23 protein-coding genes are annotated in these 15,032 nt (G+C 69.8%); 11 read left to right on the top strand and 12 right to left on the bottom strand.

Annotated elements, in window-relative coordinates:
* Position 1: 1 nt before the first annotated feature.
* From OG390_RS03715 to OG390_RS03705, 3 genes are read left to right on the top strand one after another with little or no spacing between them, the layout of a single operon-like run.
* Entirely contained in the window at positions 2 to 670 is a 669-nt protein-coding gene (locus OG390_RS03715) for an ArsR/SmtB family transcription factor (protein WP_406164965.1), read from the top strand.
* A complete protein-coding gene (locus tag OG390_RS03710) occupies positions 667 to 1,836 on the top strand; it encodes a cysteine desulfurase family protein (RefSeq protein WP_406164964.1) in 1,170 nt (389 codons plus the stop codon). Before OG390_RS03715 ends, OG390_RS03710 begins: the two co-directional genes overlap by 4 nt.
* A complete protein-coding gene (locus OG390_RS03705) occupies positions 1,833 to 2,132 on the top strand; it encodes a sulfurtransferase TusA family protein (protein WP_406164963.1) in 300 nt (99 codons plus the stop codon). The genes OG390_RS03710 and OG390_RS03705 overlap by 4 nt, the downstream gene beginning before the upstream one ends.
* Before the next feature lie 24 nt (positions 2,133 to 2,156).
* Here the strand turns inward: OG390_RS03705 and OG390_RS03700 are convergent, their stop codons facing one another.
* From OG390_RS03700 to OG390_RS03660, 9 genes are all read right to left on the bottom strand, one after another.
* Entirely contained in the window at positions 2,157 to 2,561 is a 405-nt protein-coding gene (locus tag OG390_RS03700; RefSeq protein ID WP_406164962.1) for a YnfA family protein, read from the bottom strand.
* A complete protein-coding gene (locus tag OG390_RS03695) occupies positions 2,504 to 2,815 on the bottom strand; it encodes a hypothetical protein (RefSeq protein WP_406164961.1) in 312 nt (103 codons plus the stop codon). Before OG390_RS03695 ends, OG390_RS03700 begins: the two co-directional genes overlap by 58 nt.
* Positions 2,796 to 3,032 carry a hypothetical protein gene (locus OG390_RS03690; protein WP_406177481.1) on the bottom strand — a complete coding sequence of 79 codons (237 nt, stop codon included), beginning with the start codon at positions 3,030 to 3,032 and terminating at the stop codon, positions 2,796 to 2,798. Before OG390_RS03690 ends, OG390_RS03695 begins: the two co-directional genes overlap by 20 nt.
* Entirely contained in the window at positions 2,953 to 3,195 is a 243-nt protein-coding gene (locus OG390_RS03685; protein WP_406177479.1) for a MerR family DNA-binding transcriptional regulator, read from the bottom strand. Before OG390_RS03685 ends, OG390_RS03690 begins: the two co-directional genes overlap by 80 nt.
* A 44-nt stretch (positions 3,196 to 3,239) precedes the next feature.
* Positions 3,240 to 3,575: a hypothetical protein gene (locus OG390_RS03680; RefSeq protein WP_406164960.1), complete on the bottom strand. Its 336-nt coding sequence runs from the start codon at positions 3,573 to 3,575 to the stop codon at positions 3,240 to 3,242.
* Positions 3,576 to 3,864: 289 nt separating this feature from the next.
* Positions 3,865 to 4,101 carry a hypothetical protein gene (locus OG390_RS03675; RefSeq protein WP_406178344.1) on the bottom strand — a complete coding sequence of 79 codons (237 nt, stop codon included), beginning with the start codon at positions 4,099 to 4,101 and terminating at the stop codon, positions 3,865 to 3,867.
* A gap of 40 nt (positions 4,102 to 4,141) precedes the next feature.
* Positions 4,142 to 4,864 carry a Crp/Fnr family transcriptional regulator gene (locus OG390_RS03670; RefSeq protein WP_406164959.1) on the bottom strand — a complete coding sequence of 241 codons (723 nt, stop codon included), beginning with the start codon at positions 4,862 to 4,864 and terminating at the stop codon, positions 4,142 to 4,144.
* A gap of 188 nt (positions 4,865 to 5,052) precedes the next feature.
* Positions 5,053 to 5,541 carry a hypothetical protein gene (locus OG390_RS03665; protein ID WP_406164958.1) on the bottom strand — a complete coding sequence of 163 codons (489 nt, stop codon included), beginning with the start codon at positions 5,539 to 5,541 and terminating at the stop codon, positions 5,053 to 5,055.
* 104 nt (positions 5,542 to 5,645) lie between these two features.
* Positions 5,646 to 6,074, bottom strand: a complete 429-nt coding sequence (locus OG390_RS03660; RefSeq protein WP_406164957.1) for a heavy metal-responsive transcriptional regulator — start codon at positions 6,072 to 6,074, stop codon at positions 5,646 to 5,648.
* 85 nt (positions 6,075 to 6,159) lie between these two features.
* Between OG390_RS03660 and OG390_RS03655 the strand changes: the two genes are divergently transcribed.
* Positions 6,160 to 6,366 carry a hypothetical protein gene (locus OG390_RS03655; protein WP_406164956.1) on the top strand — a complete coding sequence of 69 codons (207 nt, stop codon included), beginning with the start codon at positions 6,160 to 6,162 and terminating at the stop codon, positions 6,364 to 6,366.
* Positions 6,367 to 6,371: 5 nt separating this feature from the next.
* Here OG390_RS03655 and OG390_RS03650 read toward each other — a convergent pair whose 3' ends face one another.
* On the bottom strand, positions 6,372 to 7,283 hold the full coding sequence (locus tag OG390_RS03650; RefSeq protein WP_406164955.1) for a serine hydrolase: 912 nt from the start codon (positions 7,281 to 7,283) through the stop codon (positions 6,372 to 6,374).
* A gap of 282 nt (positions 7,284 to 7,565) precedes the next feature.
* Here OG390_RS03650 and OG390_RS03645 point away from each other — a divergent pair, with 282 nt between their 5' ends.
* Positions 7,566 to 8,162, top strand: coding sequence for a hypothetical protein (locus OG390_RS03645; protein ID WP_406164954.1), 597 nt, complete (start codon positions 7,566 to 7,568; stop codon positions 8,160 to 8,162).
* A 257-nt stretch (positions 8,163 to 8,419) separates the two neighbouring features.
* On the opposite strand, the gene OG390_RS03640 is transcribed toward OG390_RS03645, so the two are convergent.
* Positions 8,420 to 8,980, bottom strand: a complete 561-nt coding sequence (locus tag OG390_RS03640) for a TetR/AcrR family transcriptional regulator (RefSeq protein ID WP_406164953.1) — start codon at positions 8,978 to 8,980, stop codon at positions 8,420 to 8,422.
* A gap of 162 nt (positions 8,981 to 9,142) precedes the next feature.
* On the opposite strand from OG390_RS03640, the gene OG390_RS03635 reads away from it, so the two are divergent.
* The 6 genes from OG390_RS03635 to OG390_RS03610 all read left to right on the top strand — a co-directional run bounded on the left by OG390_RS03635 (position 9,143) and on the right by OG390_RS03610 (position 13,639).
* Positions 9,143 to 10,189 carry a hypothetical protein gene (locus OG390_RS03635; protein WP_406164952.1) on the top strand — a complete coding sequence of 349 codons (1,047 nt, stop codon included), beginning with the start codon at positions 9,143 to 9,145 and terminating at the stop codon, positions 10,187 to 10,189.
* A gap of 79 nt (positions 10,190 to 10,268) precedes the next feature.
* Entirely contained in the window at positions 10,269 to 11,174 is a 906-nt protein-coding gene (locus OG390_RS03630; RefSeq protein ID WP_406164951.1) for an NAD(P)H-binding protein, read from the top strand.
* A 327-nt stretch (positions 11,175 to 11,501) separates the two neighbouring features.
* On the top strand, positions 11,502 to 11,930 hold the full coding sequence (locus tag OG390_RS03625; protein ID WP_406177478.1) for a DoxX family protein: 429 nt from the start codon (positions 11,502 to 11,504) through the stop codon (positions 11,928 to 11,930).
* Between the two features lie 371 nt (positions 11,931 to 12,301).
* Positions 12,302 to 13,144, top strand: coding sequence for a hypothetical protein (locus OG390_RS03620; protein ID WP_406164950.1), 843 nt, complete (start codon positions 12,302 to 12,304; stop codon positions 13,142 to 13,144).
* Between the two features lie 60 nt (positions 13,145 to 13,204).
* The gene (locus tag OG390_RS03615; protein WP_406164949.1) at positions 13,205 to 13,420 is read left to right on the top strand and encodes a hypothetical protein; all 216 of its coding nucleotides are present in this window, start codon (positions 13,205 to 13,207) and stop codon (positions 13,418 to 13,420) included.
* 30 nt (positions 13,421 to 13,450) lie between these two features.
* Positions 13,451 to 13,639: a bleomycin resistance protein gene (locus OG390_RS03610; RefSeq protein ID WP_406164948.1), complete on the top strand. Its 189-nt coding sequence runs from the start codon at positions 13,451 to 13,453 to the stop codon at positions 13,637 to 13,639.
* A gap of 137 nt (positions 13,640 to 13,776) precedes the next feature.
* Here the strand turns inward: OG390_RS03610 and OG390_RS03605 are convergent, their stop codons facing one another.
* Complete coding sequence (locus OG390_RS03605; RefSeq protein ID WP_406164947.1) at positions 13,777 to 15,009, bottom strand: FAD-dependent oxidoreductase; 1,233 nt, start codon at positions 15,007 to 15,009, stop codon at positions 13,777 to 13,779.
* Between the last annotated feature and the right edge of the window lie 23 nt (positions 15,010 to 15,032).

The raw sequence follows: 15,032 nt of genomic DNA, 5'->3' as shown, positions 1-15,032 counted from the left end.
CATGGGAGACGCCACCCGCAAGGCCGCGCTGTACGACGCCTTCGCCCGCACCGGCAAGGCGCTGAGCAGCGGAAAGCGTCTGGAACTGCTCGATCTGCTGGCCCAGGGCGAGCGCACCGTCGACGCCCTCGCCAAGGCCGCCGGCCTGAACCTGACCACCGCCTCGGCGCACCTGCAGACCCTCAAGCAGGCTGGACTCGTGACCACCCGCCGCGAGGGCGTGCGCATCCACTACCGGCTGGCCGGAGACGACGTCGCCGCCCTTTACGCGTTGCTGCGCCAGGTCGCCCAGGCCCACCAGGCCGCCGTGGAACCGGCCCGCACCGCCTACCTCGGCACGGACGACGCGCGAGAAGTCGACCCGGAGGAACTCCTTGCCCGGGCCCGGGCCGGACAGGTCGTCGTCCTCGATGTACGCCCGGCCGAGGAGTACGCCGCCGGGCACATCCCCGGTGCCCGGTCCATCCCGGTCGAGGAACTCGCCGACCGCATCGCCGAGTTGCCGGAGGAGACCGAGGTGGTGACGTACTGCCGGGGTGCTTACTGCGTCCTGGCCTACGACGCCGTACGCCTGCTGCGCGAGCGGGGCCGCAGGGCGGTGCGGCTGACCGACGGGATGCTGGAGTGGCGACTTGCCGAGCTGCCCGTGGAGACGGAGACGGCAGCATGACCTCTGCCCACCCGGGCCTGGCCGGCGGGCCCGTCTACCTGGACTGCAACGCCACCACCCCGGTCGACCCGCGGGTGGTCGAGGAGATGCGTCCCCATCTGGCGGACTGGTTCGGCAACCCCTCCAGCGACCACGTCTACGCGGCCAAGCCGAAGGAGGCCTTGCACCGCGCCCGCACCCAAGTGGCCGGGCTCATCGGGGCGGAGACGGGCGAGATCGTGTTCACCGGCTCTGGAACGGAGGCCGACAACCTCGCCCTGCGCGGTGCCGTCCTGGCCGCCAAGACCGACCGCCCGCATCTGATCACTCAAGTCACCGAGCACCCAGCCGTCTTGGAGACCTGTCGAGCCCTGGAACGCCTGCACGGTGTCGAGGTGACGTACCTGCCGGTCGATCGCGACGGCCTGGTCGACCCTGCTGCTGTGGCGGCCGCTCTTACGCCGCGCACGGTCCTCGTCTCGGTGATGGCCGCCAACAACGAGACCGGCGCCCTCCAACCGATCCCCGCGCTGGCCCACGTCACCCACGCCCACGGCGCGCTCTTCCATTGCGACGCGGCACAGGCGGCTGGGAAGACCCTGCTGGACGTACGGGAGTTGGGTGTCGATCTGCTGACGGTCGTGGGGCACAAGATGTATGCCCCGAAGGGAATCGCCGCCCTGTACGTCCGCCACGGCGTCGCCCTGGAACCGCTGGTCTACGGCGGCGGGCAGGAGCACGGCCTGCGCGCGGGAACCGAGAACGTCGCCCTTGCCGTCGCGCTGGGTGCCGCAGCCGAACTCGCTGCCGCGGAGCTGGCCGACGGTGGCTGCGAAGGCATCGCCGAGTTGCGCGACCGCCTCCATGGGCGCCTGGCCGAGGGGCTGCCGGGCCGGGTCCAGCTGAACGGCCCGGTGAAGCCGCGCCTGCCCAGCACCCTCAACATCAGCATCGACGGCGTACGCGGCCACGAACTCCTCACGGACGTACCGGAGATCGCCGCTTCCACCGGCTCGGCCTGCCACAGCGGCACCGACACACCTTCGCCCGTCCTGCGTGCGATGGGCCTGGGCGACGCCCGCAGCCTGAGCGCACTGCGACTGTCGATCGGCCGCTGGACCACGCCGAACGACGTCGACCGCGCCGCCGAGGCGCTGATCGCCGCCGCCCGCGCAGGCGTCGTATGAGCGGTTCCGACGGGCCCGGCATCCCGTTGGTCGTCGACGGTACAGGCATGCTCTGCGGCACCCTCCTGCTCCGGCTCCGGAAGGAGATCGAGGGCGCGCCGCCGGGCACGCTCGTGCGTCTGTGGGCCACTGATCCGGCCGCCCCGCTGGATCTGGCCGCATGGTGCCACCTGACCGGCCACACCTACCTCGGCCCGGTTCCCGGTGATGAGCCCGCCGCGGCGTACGCGTTCGTCGTCGCCGAGGCCGCGAAGCGCACGGAGGCGGCGTCGCCCTGGAGGCTTGGCTCTGTCTGATCCGGCCGCAGGTCGTGGAGCGGGTCAGTGGCTGCGGGGCGCGTACATGATCATGGCCATGCCGGCGAGGCATACCAGGGCGCCGATGGCGTCGTAGCGGTCGGGGCGGTAGCCGTCGGCGACCGTGCCCCAGGCGATCGACCCGGCGACGAAGATCCCGCCATAGGCGGCGAGGATGCGCCCGAAGCTGTCGTCGGACTGGAAGGTGGCCACCACGCCGTACAGGCCGAGGGCGATCACGCTGGCGTCGATCCGGATCCAGCCCTTGTGTTCGCGGATGCCCTGCCACACCAGCCAAGCGCCGCCGATCTCGAACAGCGCGGCGACGACGAAGAGGGCGACGGAGCGGACAACGGTCGTGATCGGTGAGCCTACTGGCGGCCCGTCCCGGTGATCTGAACGGGGTCGGTGGCCTTCGTGCAGCCACATCCGCTGCGCTCGGTCTTCCCGCCGCAGCTGCAGGCGCTCCGGCGGTGGCCGAACCACCAGGTGGCCCCAGCCAGCGCGGCCAGGGTGAGCGCGGCGGCGGGCAGCCAGCCCACCACGGCGGACGCACCGGCCCCGACGACCCCCGCGGTGATCAGGGCGGGCAGCAGGCAGCACGCCAGGCAGACCAGCCCGCCAAGCAACGCCGGCGTCTTGGGGGTGCGACGCGGGGCCTGGTCAGCAGCAGGGGCCGGCATGGCGGTTCTCCTCGGCGAGGTCGGTGAACGGCAAGGGGCAGCGTGGCATCGATGCGCACGCGGTCAGGTCGTCACACCCGGCGTCGACGGCGGTGAGCAGGGCGGCGCGGATGGTGTTCAGATCGGCGATCCTCGCGTCAACTTCGGCGAGCTTGGCCGCGGCGCGCTCCTGCAGTCCCGCGACGGGGCGGCCGTGCCGGTGGCGTCCGGCCTCCAGCAGTTCGGCGACCTCGTCGAGGGTGAATCCCAGGCGCTGCGCCCTTGATCACCCGCAGTACGGTGACCGCCTCCTCGTCGTAGAGGCGGTGTCCGCCCGGGCTGCGGTCGGGCTCGGCCAGCAGGCCCCGCCGCTCGTAGTAGCGCAGGGTCTGGATGTTCACCCCGGCGGCGTCCGCGACCTCGCCGCTGCGCAGGCCACCGGCGCTCACGGCAGCTCCCGGCCGGCGGCCGCCGCGGCCCGCTCCCGGAGGGCGTCCAGCATGCGCTCGTGTGCGCCGTCCACCTCGACGTCCAGGTCGATCTGCTCCGTGCAGGGGCTGACGGTGAAGGTGAAGAACGAACAGCAGCCGCTCTCGCGGGCCACCAGGTCGCGCACCGTCTCCTCCACGCCCGGCCCGCCGGTGAGCACCAACCGCAGCCGCAGCGGGTCCGGACGGGAAGAGCCGGCCAGCCGCTCGGTGAACAACGCGTCGAATTCCGCGACGCGCAGCGGCTGCTCGGTGGTGGGCAGTGTGCAGGACTGAGGTATCCAGTTCGTCATGGAGCCACTCCCGTCGTCGTGTCCCCGCACCGTGCGGGCCGGGACGTCTTAGACCGTAAGTCCGTACCTGGGTACCGGTTGCAACTCTGGCCGCAGCCGTCGTCCTCCGGCGTCTCGTCAGCGGGGCCCAAGCGATACGGATGTCAGTTCTGACAACCGCACCCCGATGCCGTCTTGGCCTCGGTGACGGTCGGAGCGGGGTCGACCGCGGTCTCAGCCGGAGTGCAGCAGGCATCGACGCCACAGCAGGCGCCGGTCGACTCCGCCGTCGACGTCGGTTCCCCGGCGTTCAAGGGCTTGGTGGCACGGACGATCGCGGAGTGCATGCCGTCGGCGACCGGGTGAGTCGGGGTGATGCCGATGTCGCTGAAGTCGGCGGTCTCCAGGCCCCCCGGTATTCGGCGAAGGACGGCGCACCGGCGATGCAGCCGACGTAGTCGCCCCGCTCGGCGCGCTGCTCAGGGGTGCGGGCGTCCTTCTCGGCCAGTCCCTCGCCGCCGGGCAGGACGCCTTCGTAGACGGTCATGCCGTCCTTGTCGAGGATGACGTAGCGGCTCTGCTCGGTGTCAGCCTGCGGCGTCTTTGAGCCGGTCCGGGGCGAGGACGGTGATGCGGCCGCGGGCGAGGCGGAGCAGTCCTTGGTCGGCGTAGTCGCGCAGCACCTTGGTGCAGGTTTCGCGGGAGGTTCCGGCGAGAGCGGCGAGCTGTTCGTGGGTGAGGGCGATCTGCGCGTGTCGTCCGCCCGGCCGCAGGGGGCTCGCCGGGGGTTGGGCGGTGGTGAGGGTGTCGAGGGTGGTGGCGATGCGCTGGGCGACGGTCTTGAAGACGCTGTCGGACAGGCGCTGTTCGAGGTCGGCGAGACGTCGGCCGAGGATTGCGGTGATCCGGGCGGTGATCCGGGCGTCGGTCAGCAGCAGCCGGTTCACGTCGGCGCGGCTCATCACGCAGACGACGGTTTCGTCGAGGGCCTCGGCGTAGTTGTCGTACATGTGCTGTCCGAGCAGAACCATCTCCCCGAAGATGGTGCCCGGGGAGATGATCGCGGTGGTGAGCGCCCGGCCGTCGGCGGAGACGCGGAAGACGCGGACCCGGCCCTTCTTGAGGATGAACAGCACCTCGCTGGGCTGGGCGGGCGAGTAGAGGATCTCGCCTGCGTTGTAGCTCTTCATCGGCGCCGCGGTGGCGATGGCCTCCATCTCCTTCTCTGACAGGTCGCAGAAGATGTCGACCTCGGCTATGCACCACGTCCTGTCGGCGTCCCCGTCGCTGCCGGTACCGGCATGGGTCATGGTGTGCGCCTCCTCGCGTCGTCCCGGTGCCCATGGCGGGGGCTCGGCGCCCCACGCCGGGCTGGCCAGCGCGTCGGCGCTGTCGGCCAGACAGTAGGAGACTGCCACACCGTCGTCGCGGGACTGGCGCGGCGCGGCCCCCGGCCGTGGATCATGGGGGCAGGGTGTTGACCCGGGCGGCGGAGGGCTCATCCGCCGGCCGGCCCCGTGGACCGGTTGCGTTCGGCCTGGGCGATCACGGCGAATGTCAGTCCGGCGAGCAGCCCGAACACCAGGTGGGCGCCGAGACTGGAGGCGGTGACGTCGTTCCACTCAAAGACCGGCATGCCCAAGTTCGCGGGCATGATCCACAGCGCGCCGATGAACCACCACACCGCGCCGTAGGCCAGGCCGAGGACGACGGCGGGCGCGAGGCGCTGGGCGAACTGCCCGAGCAGCGCGCCGAAGGTGATGCCGGCGAAGGTGGCGATGGCCAGGTGGATCAGCCAGCCGACGAAGGCGTTGGTCGAGCCGAGGAGTCCGGCGACCATCGTGATCATCGCGGTGTCCATCATCGGCTTCGACACCGACATCCAGATACCCATCCCGATCCCGCCGACGAGACCGGCCGCCGCACCCCACGCCGCATGGATCGGGATGACGGCCGTTCTCGGGGACACCTGCATTGTGGTTGCCATGGTGAGCGCCCCCTCACATTCTGTGGTGTCTGCTTCCGGGTTTGACGCTATGACCCGGGAGGTTCCCCGGTGCTCATCACGCTAGGCCTGGCCGAGCACGTGGTTCAGTGACGGCGCTCACCGTTCACCGCGTCATTCGTCCTGATGAGGATGCGGCAGATGCCGGCGTCGGTGCAGTCCGCCGGATCGGTCGCGGCGGCCCGCGAGGCGAGGGCTTGCAGGACAGTTCGTGTCGCACGCAGTTCGGTCATGCGCCGGTCGATGTCGGCGAGATGCTGGTCGATGAGTGCCGTGACGTGAGCGCAGGGGGATGCTCCGGCATCGCGCAGGGTCAGCACCGACCGGATCTCGGCGAGGGTGAGCCCGGCCCCCTGGGCGTCGCGGATGAACGCCAGCCGCGTCGTGGTCTGCTCCGGATAGTCGCGGTAGCCGCCCGGCGTGCGTGGCGGGGCGGGCAGGAGCCCGGCCCGCTCGTAGAAGCGGATCGTCTTCGTGGTCAGCCCGCTGGAGGCGGCGAGGTCACCGATGCGCATGTCTCCAGGCTAGCCCTTGACCTTCCAGTGCACTGGAAGGTTTATGGTCCCGGCAGAGCCCATGAAGGAAGCGGGAGGACCCGCCATGAACGAGCGGGAGACAGCGGCACGGATCACCGTGCTGAGCGTTCCGGAGTGCCCCAACGTCCCGCGCGTACGTGAGCGGATCGTGTTCGCGCTGGCGGGCCGGGATGTGCCAGTGGACCTGATCGAGGTGTCCGACGAGGCCGGAGCCACCCGGTGGGGGGATGACTGGCTCACCCACTCTCACGTGATCGCCACGGCTCGTTGAGGCCGTCAGTGGGCGGTCGCCGAGGTGACAGCCGCCCGGGCCGCGCGTTCCACCAGTGCGATGCCGTTCGTCATCGACGTATTGCCGTCCGAGAGGACGGCGACGAGGTAGTGACGTCCGCTCACCGTGACCTGGCCGACGCTGTTGACGTCCCACAGTCCGGTTGTGTTGCGCTGCAGCCAGCCGTTCTTCAACGCCCATCCGGAGCCGGTGGCAGCGGAGACGCCCCACGCCTGCTCGCCGACGATGCGTGTCATCAGTGTGCGGATGTAGGTTCGGGACGCCTTGTTGAGCGCCGTGGAGCTCGCGTGCGAGGTCGGGCCGGTGTCGAACACCGCGCGCAGCAGTCGTATCTGGTCGCTCGCCGTCGTCCGTGTCAGCCCCCATTTGGCGCCCGGGCCGCCCTTGGTCGAGGTCAGCCCCAGCCGCTTGTTCGCCGCCTCCAGGCCCGGTGCCAGGCCGATGCGCCGCCACAGCGCGTTCGCCGCCGTGTTGTCGCTGCGTTCGATCATCGACTCCGCCTGGGCACGCTCCTGCACGGTCAGGGCACGTCCGGCGTCCTGCGCCCGGAGCAGTGCCGCGGCAAGGATGTCGACCTTGACGATGCTCGCGGTGTCATAGGGGGTGTCGTCGCCGTACACCGCGGGCTCCCGGCCCGTGCCGTCCAGGTCGACCACCGCGGTCGTGACCCGCGCCTTCCGCTGCAGCTGCACGAGGGCGAGGACGTCGGTCGTGGCGGCGTCGGGCCGCACTGACGCCGACGCCGGGGCCGCGGTCGCCGGGTCGAGCGAGGCGGCTGACAAGAGCGTCGCGAGCGACGCCGCGAGAACGCCGGCGCTGACCACGGCGCGCCTGCCTTGCGGCCTGCGCCCTCCCGCGCTCTGCGGGTGCGGCAAGGGGGACGGTCGGTGCGGCATGGGGAGGAGCCTCGGCAGTTCATGGGGGGAGGAGTACAGAACTGCGAACGTATAGAAAACGCCCGCCCCGCGAAGTGACCGCCGCCACGACAGGGCCCATTGGGTACGAAATGTGGCAAGAACCACAGGTTCGGGTGTGGGTGACTCCGCAGCGGCTTTCGTGCGCATCCGGCTCGTCCCCGGTCGGCGCATCGGATGCGATGTGTGGTGACGGAAGTGACGATGGAACGTGGAGCGGGGATCAGCGCGTCCGTCCAGCCCCGGCACGATGGGAGGTGCTCAGTGGCGGGCTCCGGATCGGTCAAGCGAACGGGCAACGTCTTCTTCGGGTTCGCCCCCTGGATCGTCTTCGACGTCGTGGCGGGCCCCAGTACGTGGGAATACGCGGCTCTGGCGGCCCTGCTGACCTCCATCGTGCTCAGTCTTGGCGACATGCGACGGGGCAGCTTCAAGATCCTCGAGGCGACCGGGATCATCTTCTTCGCCGTCCTCAGCTTGCTCGCGCTCGCCCTGGACCGGCACGAACTCATCTGGCTGGAGACCTACGCGCAGACGCTGGCGAACGGTGTCATCGCCCTCGTCTCGCTCGTCTCCCTCGCGTTCGTGCCGTTCACGACTCAGTACGCGCGCGAGTCGACGCCGCGTGAGTACTGGGATTCGCCCACGTTCCGGCACATCAACTTCGTTCTCACCGCGGTCTGGTCCGCCGTGTTCGCGGCCACTGCTGTGCTGGGCCTCTTCGCCGTCCACACCAAAGGCACCTCGGACTGGCTGAACTGGGTCATTCCCGTGGCTCTTCTGGTCCTGGCCGTCCGTTTCACGGAACGCTATCCCGACCAGTACAAGGCCAAGCAGGATGCCGAACGTGCTGTTGTGTGAGCGTTCCGGCCGTCGGCCCGACGATCGCTCCGGCTGCCGTCACCTGCATGTGTGTGCGCACACCGACCGGTGCGTACGGGGGCGGTCGGGTCCCGGCCTGCCCGACCACGCGGCTGATGGCGGCCCCACCCCGATGTGGCGTGCGGCTACCGGTTCCGGTACATCGCAGGGGTGATCGTCACGACGACACATACCACCGCTTTCGACCCGGCACGGGTCGCTCATCTCACGGGTCGTGATCACGCCGCAGGCGGAGCTCAGCGGGCTGGGGAGAGCGCCGAGCGCGCGATGGTGAGGATCTCGTCGGACAGCGGCGAGTCTTTGACGGCACGGGCCAGTACGACGGCGCCGAGCATGGTGCACAGCCGCGTGATGCCGTCCTCGTCATCGGTGGCGAGCCACGCGGCGAAGTCCTCTACGCCTTCGGAGTAGGCACGGTGGGCGTCGCGATCGCCTGTGTCGCGGGCCATGTCAGCGGCTAGTGCGGCGGTGGGGCACCCTGTGGACGCGTTGTCCCGGTGGCGGGGAGACAGGTACGCGTCGATCAAGGTCTGCTGGGCTTCTTCGCGCCGCCCCTCGTTCTCCTCCAGGGCGTCCGTGCGCCACTGGGCCATTTCGTCGAATGCATGCTTGACCGCCTCGTCGATCAGGGCCTCCTTGGAGTCGAACTGCTTGTAGAAGCCGCCGTGGGTCAGGCCTGCCGCTTTCATCAGGTCGGCGACGCTCACGCTCGTGCCCTGCTCGCGAAAGAGGCGCGAGGCCGTCTCCACGACCCGCTTGCGGTTCTCCTGTGCCTGCGCCTGCGACACGCGGCCCATGAGCACCTCCTTCATGGATGACGGTTGGCATCTACCGTAGCTCTGGAATAAATTATTCTCATAATCTATTTGGTCGGGTGTGGCAGCCGCCCCATGGCCGTCGCGCCGACCATCACCCGGCCCTCTCCGCGCCGCATGCCCCTTCCACCAGAAAGCCCATTCATGGAAACCTCCGCCGGAACCGCCACCGAGCGTGAGCAGACGCTCTCCGCAGCGGCTGAGCTCTCCCCTGCGCCGGCCCCGGCCGCCCGCCGCCGGCCGCCGGTGAAGGCCTGGCTCCAGCCGACGGTGATTGCTCTGATCGTCGTGGCTGCCTTCATCGGCTGCTACGTAGGCCTGCAGCGCGACCCCCAGCCCCACGAGATCCCCATCGCTGTCACCGGATCGAACCTGCCGGGCCAGATACGCCATGCCCTCGGCGACACTGTCGATGTGCAGCCGGCCTCCGGCGCCGAGGCCGCGCGCCACGCACTGGAGCGCCACGACGTCGTCGCCGCGCTCAGCGCCGACGGCCCGGGCCAGCTCCGCCTGGAGGTTGCGGGGGCAGCCGGCACGTCCACCACATCGGCCGTGAAGAACCTCGTCGGCGCCTACGCAACCGGTGCGGGCGAGCACGTCACCACCGCGGACGTCGTCCCGCTGACCCACTTCGACGCCCGGGGACTGGCCGGCTTCTACATGGCGTTCGGCGTGACCCTGGCCGGTTTCGTCCTCGGCTCGAACACTCTCGGCCTGACCGGTCTCCTGCGCCTGCGTCACCGGTTCTGGCTGTTGGCCGGCGCCTCGGTGGCCATCGGCACTGTCGCAGCGATCATCGCCGGCCCGCTTCTGGGAGCAGTCCCGGCCCCGGTCGTCCCTCTGGTCTTCACGCTCACCCTGCTGGCAGCAGCGGCCGCCTTCACCACCAAACTGCTCGGCACCTACCTCGGCCCCGTCGGGATCCCGGTTGCCACGCTTGTGCTCCTCACCGCCGGCAACGCCACCAGCGGTGCCACCATCGGCGCCGATCTGCTGCCTGCCGCGGCCCGAGCCGTCTCCGCACTGCTGCCACCCGGCGCGGCCGTCCGCGCGATCACGGGCCTGAGCTACTTCGACGGCGCGCACACCGCGGGCCCTGTGATCACACTCGCACTGTGGGCCGTCATCGCCGGAGTCCTGGTCAGCCTGCGCCCCCGCCTGGTGCGGCGGCACACCGCAGCCGCCGTCTGACCCCTGTCACACGCCGAACGCACGTGAGATCACGCCACCACTCGACTACTCAGCGATGCAGGCAGAAGGAGATCGACCGATGGTTGCCAGCAACCTTGTTCTCATCACCGGCGCCGGTGGCGTGGGCCGCACGGTCCTCGACCAACTGCGCGCGCAGGACGTGCCGGTGCGCGTGATGGTGCGCCGCGACGACGATCGCGCCGCCGAGTTGCGCGCGCTCGGCGCGGAGGTCGTCGTCGGCGACCTGACCCGACCCGAGAGCGTCGCGGCCGCACTGGAGGGCGTCGGGCGGATGTACTTCGCGATGCCCGTGTCGCCGGACCATCTGCTGGCCGCGACGGTGGTGGCCACCGTGGCCCGCGAGCACGGGCAGCTGGACGGCCTGGTCGACATGTCACAGATGACGGTGTCGCAGATGACCGCCACCAGCACCGCGGAGTCCCACCAGCAACGGCTGCACTGGCTGGCGGAGCAGGTACTGAACTGGTCGGGCCTGCCCGTGATCCACATCCGGCCGACGTCGTTCTTGGACAATCCGCTGTTCACCACGCTGGCGGCGCAATCGATCCGGGAGTACGGCACGATCGTGCTGCCGTTCGGTACCGGTCGCACGTCGCCGGTCGCCGTGGACGACGTCGCCCGGGTGGTCGCGACCGTGCTCCGCGACCCGGCTCCGCACGTCGGGCACGTCTACGAGCTGACCGGACCACGCACGGTCGACATGACGGAGATGGCCGAGGAGTTCTCGCGGGCGCTGGGGCGGTCGGTGACCTATGTGGACGTCCCGCTGGACGAGTGGCGGACCGAGGCGCTCGCCAAGGTGGGCCTGCCGCCACACACCGAACAGCACATCCTGACCATGGCCCGACTGCACCATGACAACCGCTACGACCGCGCATCCGACGACGTCGAACGCGTCACCGGTGTACCTGCCCAAACCATCGAGGCGTTTGTGGCCGCTCGCAAGGACTTCTACCTGGGCTGAGCCGCTCGGGCCGGGGCCGCCGCAGAAGCATCGCCCAGGGTGGCCGGCGCCCAGATGCATGATCATGGTCGCTGCGGAAGGATCGGCGGGGGTGGTCTGTGCTCTGCGATGCTGCGCAGGGTCCACCGCCGACCGGTGCCTCGGCGTCCGTCCGAGCTGGGGGTATGCCCGTTCCGGCGTTCTTTCCGGAGCATTGAAATGCATACGAAAAGCATCTTGCACTCTCTTTCGAGTCCCACGGATACGCGGGCGCACGTCACCACCGCGGCGACGTCGTCCGCGGCCGACTGGGGCCTTGTGCTGATCAGACTGACCTTCGGCCTGCTGATGGCCGGGCACGGCGCCCAAAAACTGTTCGGGCTTTTCGGGGGTGGCGGCCTGACGGCGACCGGCAACGGGTTCGCCGAACTCGGGTTCCGCCCGGGAAAGCTCTTCGCCGTGATCGCCGGCCTGTCCGAATTCCTCGGTGGTCTCGGCCTGGCCCTGGGACTGTTCACTCCACTCGCGGCCGCCGCTCTGATCGGCGTGATGATCAATGCCATGGCGACCGTTACGGGCGCTCATGGTCTGTGGGAGGCGGACGGCGGCGTGGAGTACAGCGTCTGCATCGCCGTGGTTGCCCTGGCTGTCGCCGCCATCGGCCCGGGCCGGCTTGCAGTCGACCGGTTCTTCCGCTGGGGCACCGGCGGCTGGGGCCAGGCCGCCTTTGCCCTCGGCCTGGGCGGAGTCGCCGCTGCGATCACGCTGAGTCTCTGAACCTGCGGGTGAGGACTTCCACCTGCCGGACGGACCCGAGGCCCGGGCGCGGAACGCGCGCATGGTGGCATACACCGCCGAGAACGGGTTCATGCCTCAAGCGACCGCGTGGGCGGCCGACGTCCTTGACCAAGCGCCGTCGTGAGTGGCCACGGGGTGGGCGGGCGGCCGGCGTTCTGATCGTGGTGGATGTTTGCGTGTTGCTCTCCATCACGCTCACGAACGTTCGTTAGGCTCGCGCCGTCACACAGGTTCCGATCTTCACGGAGGGCCGGACGGCGGGCATCAATCGCGAGCGCCTCGTCAGAACGCTGACGTTCTGGCTGCGCCCTGCCTTCGCATTGCGGGTCGTCAATCGGTTTCAGAAGATCGTGGGTTTCGACCGCTCGATGGCGCTGGCGTCCAGCGCTCTGACCGCACTGATCCCCCTCGCAATCCTCAGCAGCAAGGTCCTGAGCGACTACGTGCACTACGACGCCGCAGAGCGGATCATCAGGCGCTACAACCTCACCGGTGCAGGCGCCCAGGCAGTCAACTCCCTCTTCTCTCCTGCCGAGAGCGCGAGTGCGAGCGTGGGCATCTTCGGGGTTGTGTTCCTGACGATCTCGGCGCTGAGCTTTGCGCGAGCCTCGCAGCGGCTCTTCGAACAGACGTGGGAACTCAAGCCGCTCAGCGTGCGCAACACGCGCAAGGGCTTGTGGTGGATTCTCACCCTTGGTGGCTACGCAGTGGTCACCGGGTGGCTCTCCGCGGTCCTCGGCAGGGGTGGGCTGGGTCTGGTGGACTCGGTGTGCAAGGTACCGGTGACTGCCGTGTTCCTCGTCTGGAGCGGCTGCCTCCTGTCAGCGAAGCGGATCGTCTGGCCTGACCTGATCCCTTTCGGCGTCACCGCGGCCGTTCTGACGGCAGCCTATTCGGTGGGCGCAGCCATTTACCTGCCGAGACTTTTCAACTCCTCCGTCTCACGGTACGGGGTCGTCGGTGCCGTCTTCGCGATGATCTCGGCCCTCTTCGGAGCCATGCTCGTCATCGTCGCGTCGGCGGCACTGGGACGAGAAGTACGAGACGAGCTCAGCCGGATCCGTCAGGGCCACCGCCCTTCCGACCACGAGGTCCGCCGACAGTGGGACAGCGTGGTCGAGCAGACACGGTCACGGTGGCTCACCGTACGGGAACAGGTCTCTCATCGTCGGAACAAGGGCTCGGACCACTGAAGGGCAGGGCCGGCACCAGTCACCCCCGCGGAACCAGGCTCCGCCCAGGGCCTCTACCTCGTGGTCCTGGACCTCGACCGAGCCCGCGCCGAACTGATCAGTAAGGGCGTTGAGGTGAGCGGGGTCTTTCACCACGTCTACGCCACCGGCGTCCAAGAACGGGTGGACGGCCCCGACCCGGAGCGTCGCGGCTACGCCTCATACGCGTCCTTCAGCGACCCCGACGGCAATGGCTGGCTGCTGCAAGAAGTTCAGGTGCGACACCCCGGACGCTGACCAGATCCGCAGGAACGAGGAGGCTTCGCCATGGACATCCCCACGCTGGCAGAACTTCTGCGCGAGACCGAGGAGCACCACGGATCGTACGAGGTGACCGCTCCCGAGCACCACTGGTCGGACTGGTATGCCGCGTACATCGTGGCCCGTGAGCACGGCCGCACTCCCGACGAGGCTGCCGACGACGCCGCGCTTCACATGGAAGCATTGCGGCGATGAAGGCCGTCCACGACGTCTTCGTCATCGGTGGACCACGGACTGTGGCCCTCCCGCGTAGCTCCAACCGCCGGGCCGTGGTCCGGGCGCCGGTGTGGGTGGGGTTGGGCACCACCCCGTGCCGGCGGTCGGGGCCCGGCTTACCGCACCGACTCGGCGGGCGGACGCTCGCGCACAGCGCCGTAGCCGATGAAGTACGCCGGAACGCGCTTGAGCCACGGTGAGGTGGTGAGCATCTTGCTCATCCGCTCCGCCCGCCTGGCGTTGCCGAAGGGCGGGCGTCCCGCGAGCACGGGCGCGATGACCCTCGCGTGAGCGAACCGCTGCAGTGCCTGCGTCGCCGCCGTAGTCGGCCACCGGCGCCGCTGAACGCCGCGTACGTCCCCCAGGCCGACCGCACCCCTGCGCAGCGGCTCGACGAGATACCGCGCGGCGGCCACCGCATCTTCGACGGCGAGGTTGATGCCGATGCCGAAGACCGGTGACATCGCGTGCGCCGCGTCTCCGATGCACAGCAGTCCCGGGCGGTGCCAGCGCCGGAGGCGGTCGAGGCGCACGTCGAGCATCTTCACCTCGTCCCATGACCGCAGCGCATGCGCCCGGTCCCCGAGCCAGGGCGCGGCGGCCGAGAAGTCGGCCATGAACCGCTCGAGACCGGCGGCGCGGCGCTCGGCGTCGGTCCCCTTGGGAATCAGCGTGGCGCACTGCCAGTACTCCCCACGGTCGATCATCGCGGTGAGGATCCGGTCGCCCACGGCTCCCACAAGCCCGCGTGGGTCGCCTGCCCGCCGTGGCAGCCGGAACCACCATGCGTCCATGGGGCACGTGAACTGCCGCAGTCGCAGTTCGGGCCGCGACCGGGCCAGCGAGCCCCGACCGTCGCAGGCCACCGTGAGGGTGGCCCGCAGTTCGCCAGTACGGCCGTCGGACGTGCGGTACCGCACTCCGGTGACCCGTCCGTGCTCCTCCAGGAAGGACGTCGCCTCGGTGCTCATCAGCACGGAGAAGCACGGCTCCTTCCGGGCCTCGTCGGCGAGGAGGTCGAGCAGGTCCCATTGCGGCACCATCGCCACGTAGTTGTACGGCTCCGGTAGCGCGCTGATGTCCGAGACGGTGATCAGCGAACCGTCCGCGCTGAGCGGCAGCTGGACCGTGGTCACCCGACGTTGCTGCAGACGGGCGAAGCGCTCGGCCAGACCGAGATCGTCCAGCAGGGCCAGGGTCGAGGGATGCACTGTGTCGCCGCGGAAGTCGCGGAGAAAGTCGCCGTGCTTCTCCAGGACCGTGACGGCTACACCGGCTCGGGCCAGCAGCAGGCCGAGGACCATTCCCGCGGGGCCGCCCCCCACCACGCAGCACGTTGTCCGCTTCATCGCGGCCCTTCCCTTCGGCGGCA

This window comes from Streptomyces sp. NBC_00996, from assembly GCF_045162675.1.
Lineage (GTDB): Bacteria > Actinomycetota > Actinomycetes > Streptomycetales > Streptomycetaceae > Streptomyces.
Note: the sequence above shows the minus strand (reverse complement) of the source record. Positions and strands in the feature narration are given on the sequence as shown.

Coding starts and splice junctions, on each gene's coding strand:
- OG390_RS03715 (WP_406164965.1), top strand. CDS start 2: ATGGGAGACGCCACCCGCAAGGCCGCGCTGTACGACGCCTTCGCCCGC.
- OG390_RS03710 (WP_406164964.1), top strand. CDS start 667: ATGACCTCTGCCCACCCGGGCCTGGCCGGCGGGCCCGTCTACCTGGAC.
- OG390_RS03705 (WP_406164963.1), top strand. CDS start 1,833: ATGAGCGGTTCCGACGGGCCCGGCATCCCGTTGGTCGTCGACGGTACA.
- OG390_RS03700 (WP_406164962.1), bottom strand. CDS start 2,561: ATGTGGCTGCACGAAGGCCACCGACCCCGTTCAGATCACCGGGACGGG.
- OG390_RS03695 (WP_406164961.1), bottom strand. CDS start 2,815: ATGCCGGCCCCTGCTGCTGACCAGGCCCCGCGTCGCACCCCCAAGACG.
- OG390_RS03680 (WP_406164960.1), bottom strand. CDS start 3,575: ATGACGAACTGGATACCTCAGTCCTGCACACTGCCCACCACCGAGCAG.
- OG390_RS03675 (WP_406178344.1), bottom strand. CDS start 4,101: ATGACCGTCTACGAAGGCGTCCTGCCCGGCGGCGAGGGACTGGCCGAG.
- OG390_RS03670 (WP_406164959.1), bottom strand. CDS start 4,864: ATGACCCATGCCGGTACCGGCAGCGACGGGGACGCCGACAGGACGTGG.
- OG390_RS03665 (WP_406164958.1), bottom strand. CDS start 5,541: ATGGCAACCACAATGCAGGTGTCCCCGAGAACGGCCGTCATCCCGATC.
- OG390_RS03660 (WP_406164957.1), bottom strand. CDS start 6,074: ATGCGCATCGGTGACCTCGCCGCCTCCAGCGGGCTGACCACGAAGACG.
- OG390_RS03655 (WP_406164956.1), top strand. CDS start 6,160: ATGAACGAGCGGGAGACAGCGGCACGGATCACCGTGCTGAGCGTTCCG.
- OG390_RS03650 (WP_406164955.1), bottom strand. CDS start 7,283: ATGCCGCACCGACCGTCCCCCTTGCCGCACCCGCAGAGCGCGGGAGGG.
- OG390_RS03640 (WP_406164953.1), bottom strand. CDS start 8,980: ATGGGCCGCGTGTCGCAGGCGCAGGCACAGGAGAACCGCAAGCGGGTC.
- OG390_RS03635 (WP_406164952.1), top strand. CDS start 9,143: ATGGAAACCTCCGCCGGAACCGCCACCGAGCGTGAGCAGACGCTCTCC.
- OG390_RS03630 (WP_406164951.1), top strand. CDS start 10,269: ATGGTTGCCAGCAACCTTGTTCTCATCACCGGCGCCGGTGGCGTGGGC.
- OG390_RS03625 (WP_406177478.1), top strand. CDS start 11,502: ATGGCCGGGCACGGCGCCCAAAAACTGTTCGGGCTTTTCGGGGGTGGC.
- OG390_RS03610 (WP_406164948.1), top strand. CDS start 13,451: ATGGACATCCCCACGCTGGCAGAACTTCTGCGCGAGACCGAGGAGCAC.
- OG390_RS03605 (WP_406164947.1), bottom strand. CDS start 15,009: ATGAAGCGGACAACGTGCTGCGTGGTGGGGGGCGGCCCCGCGGGAATG.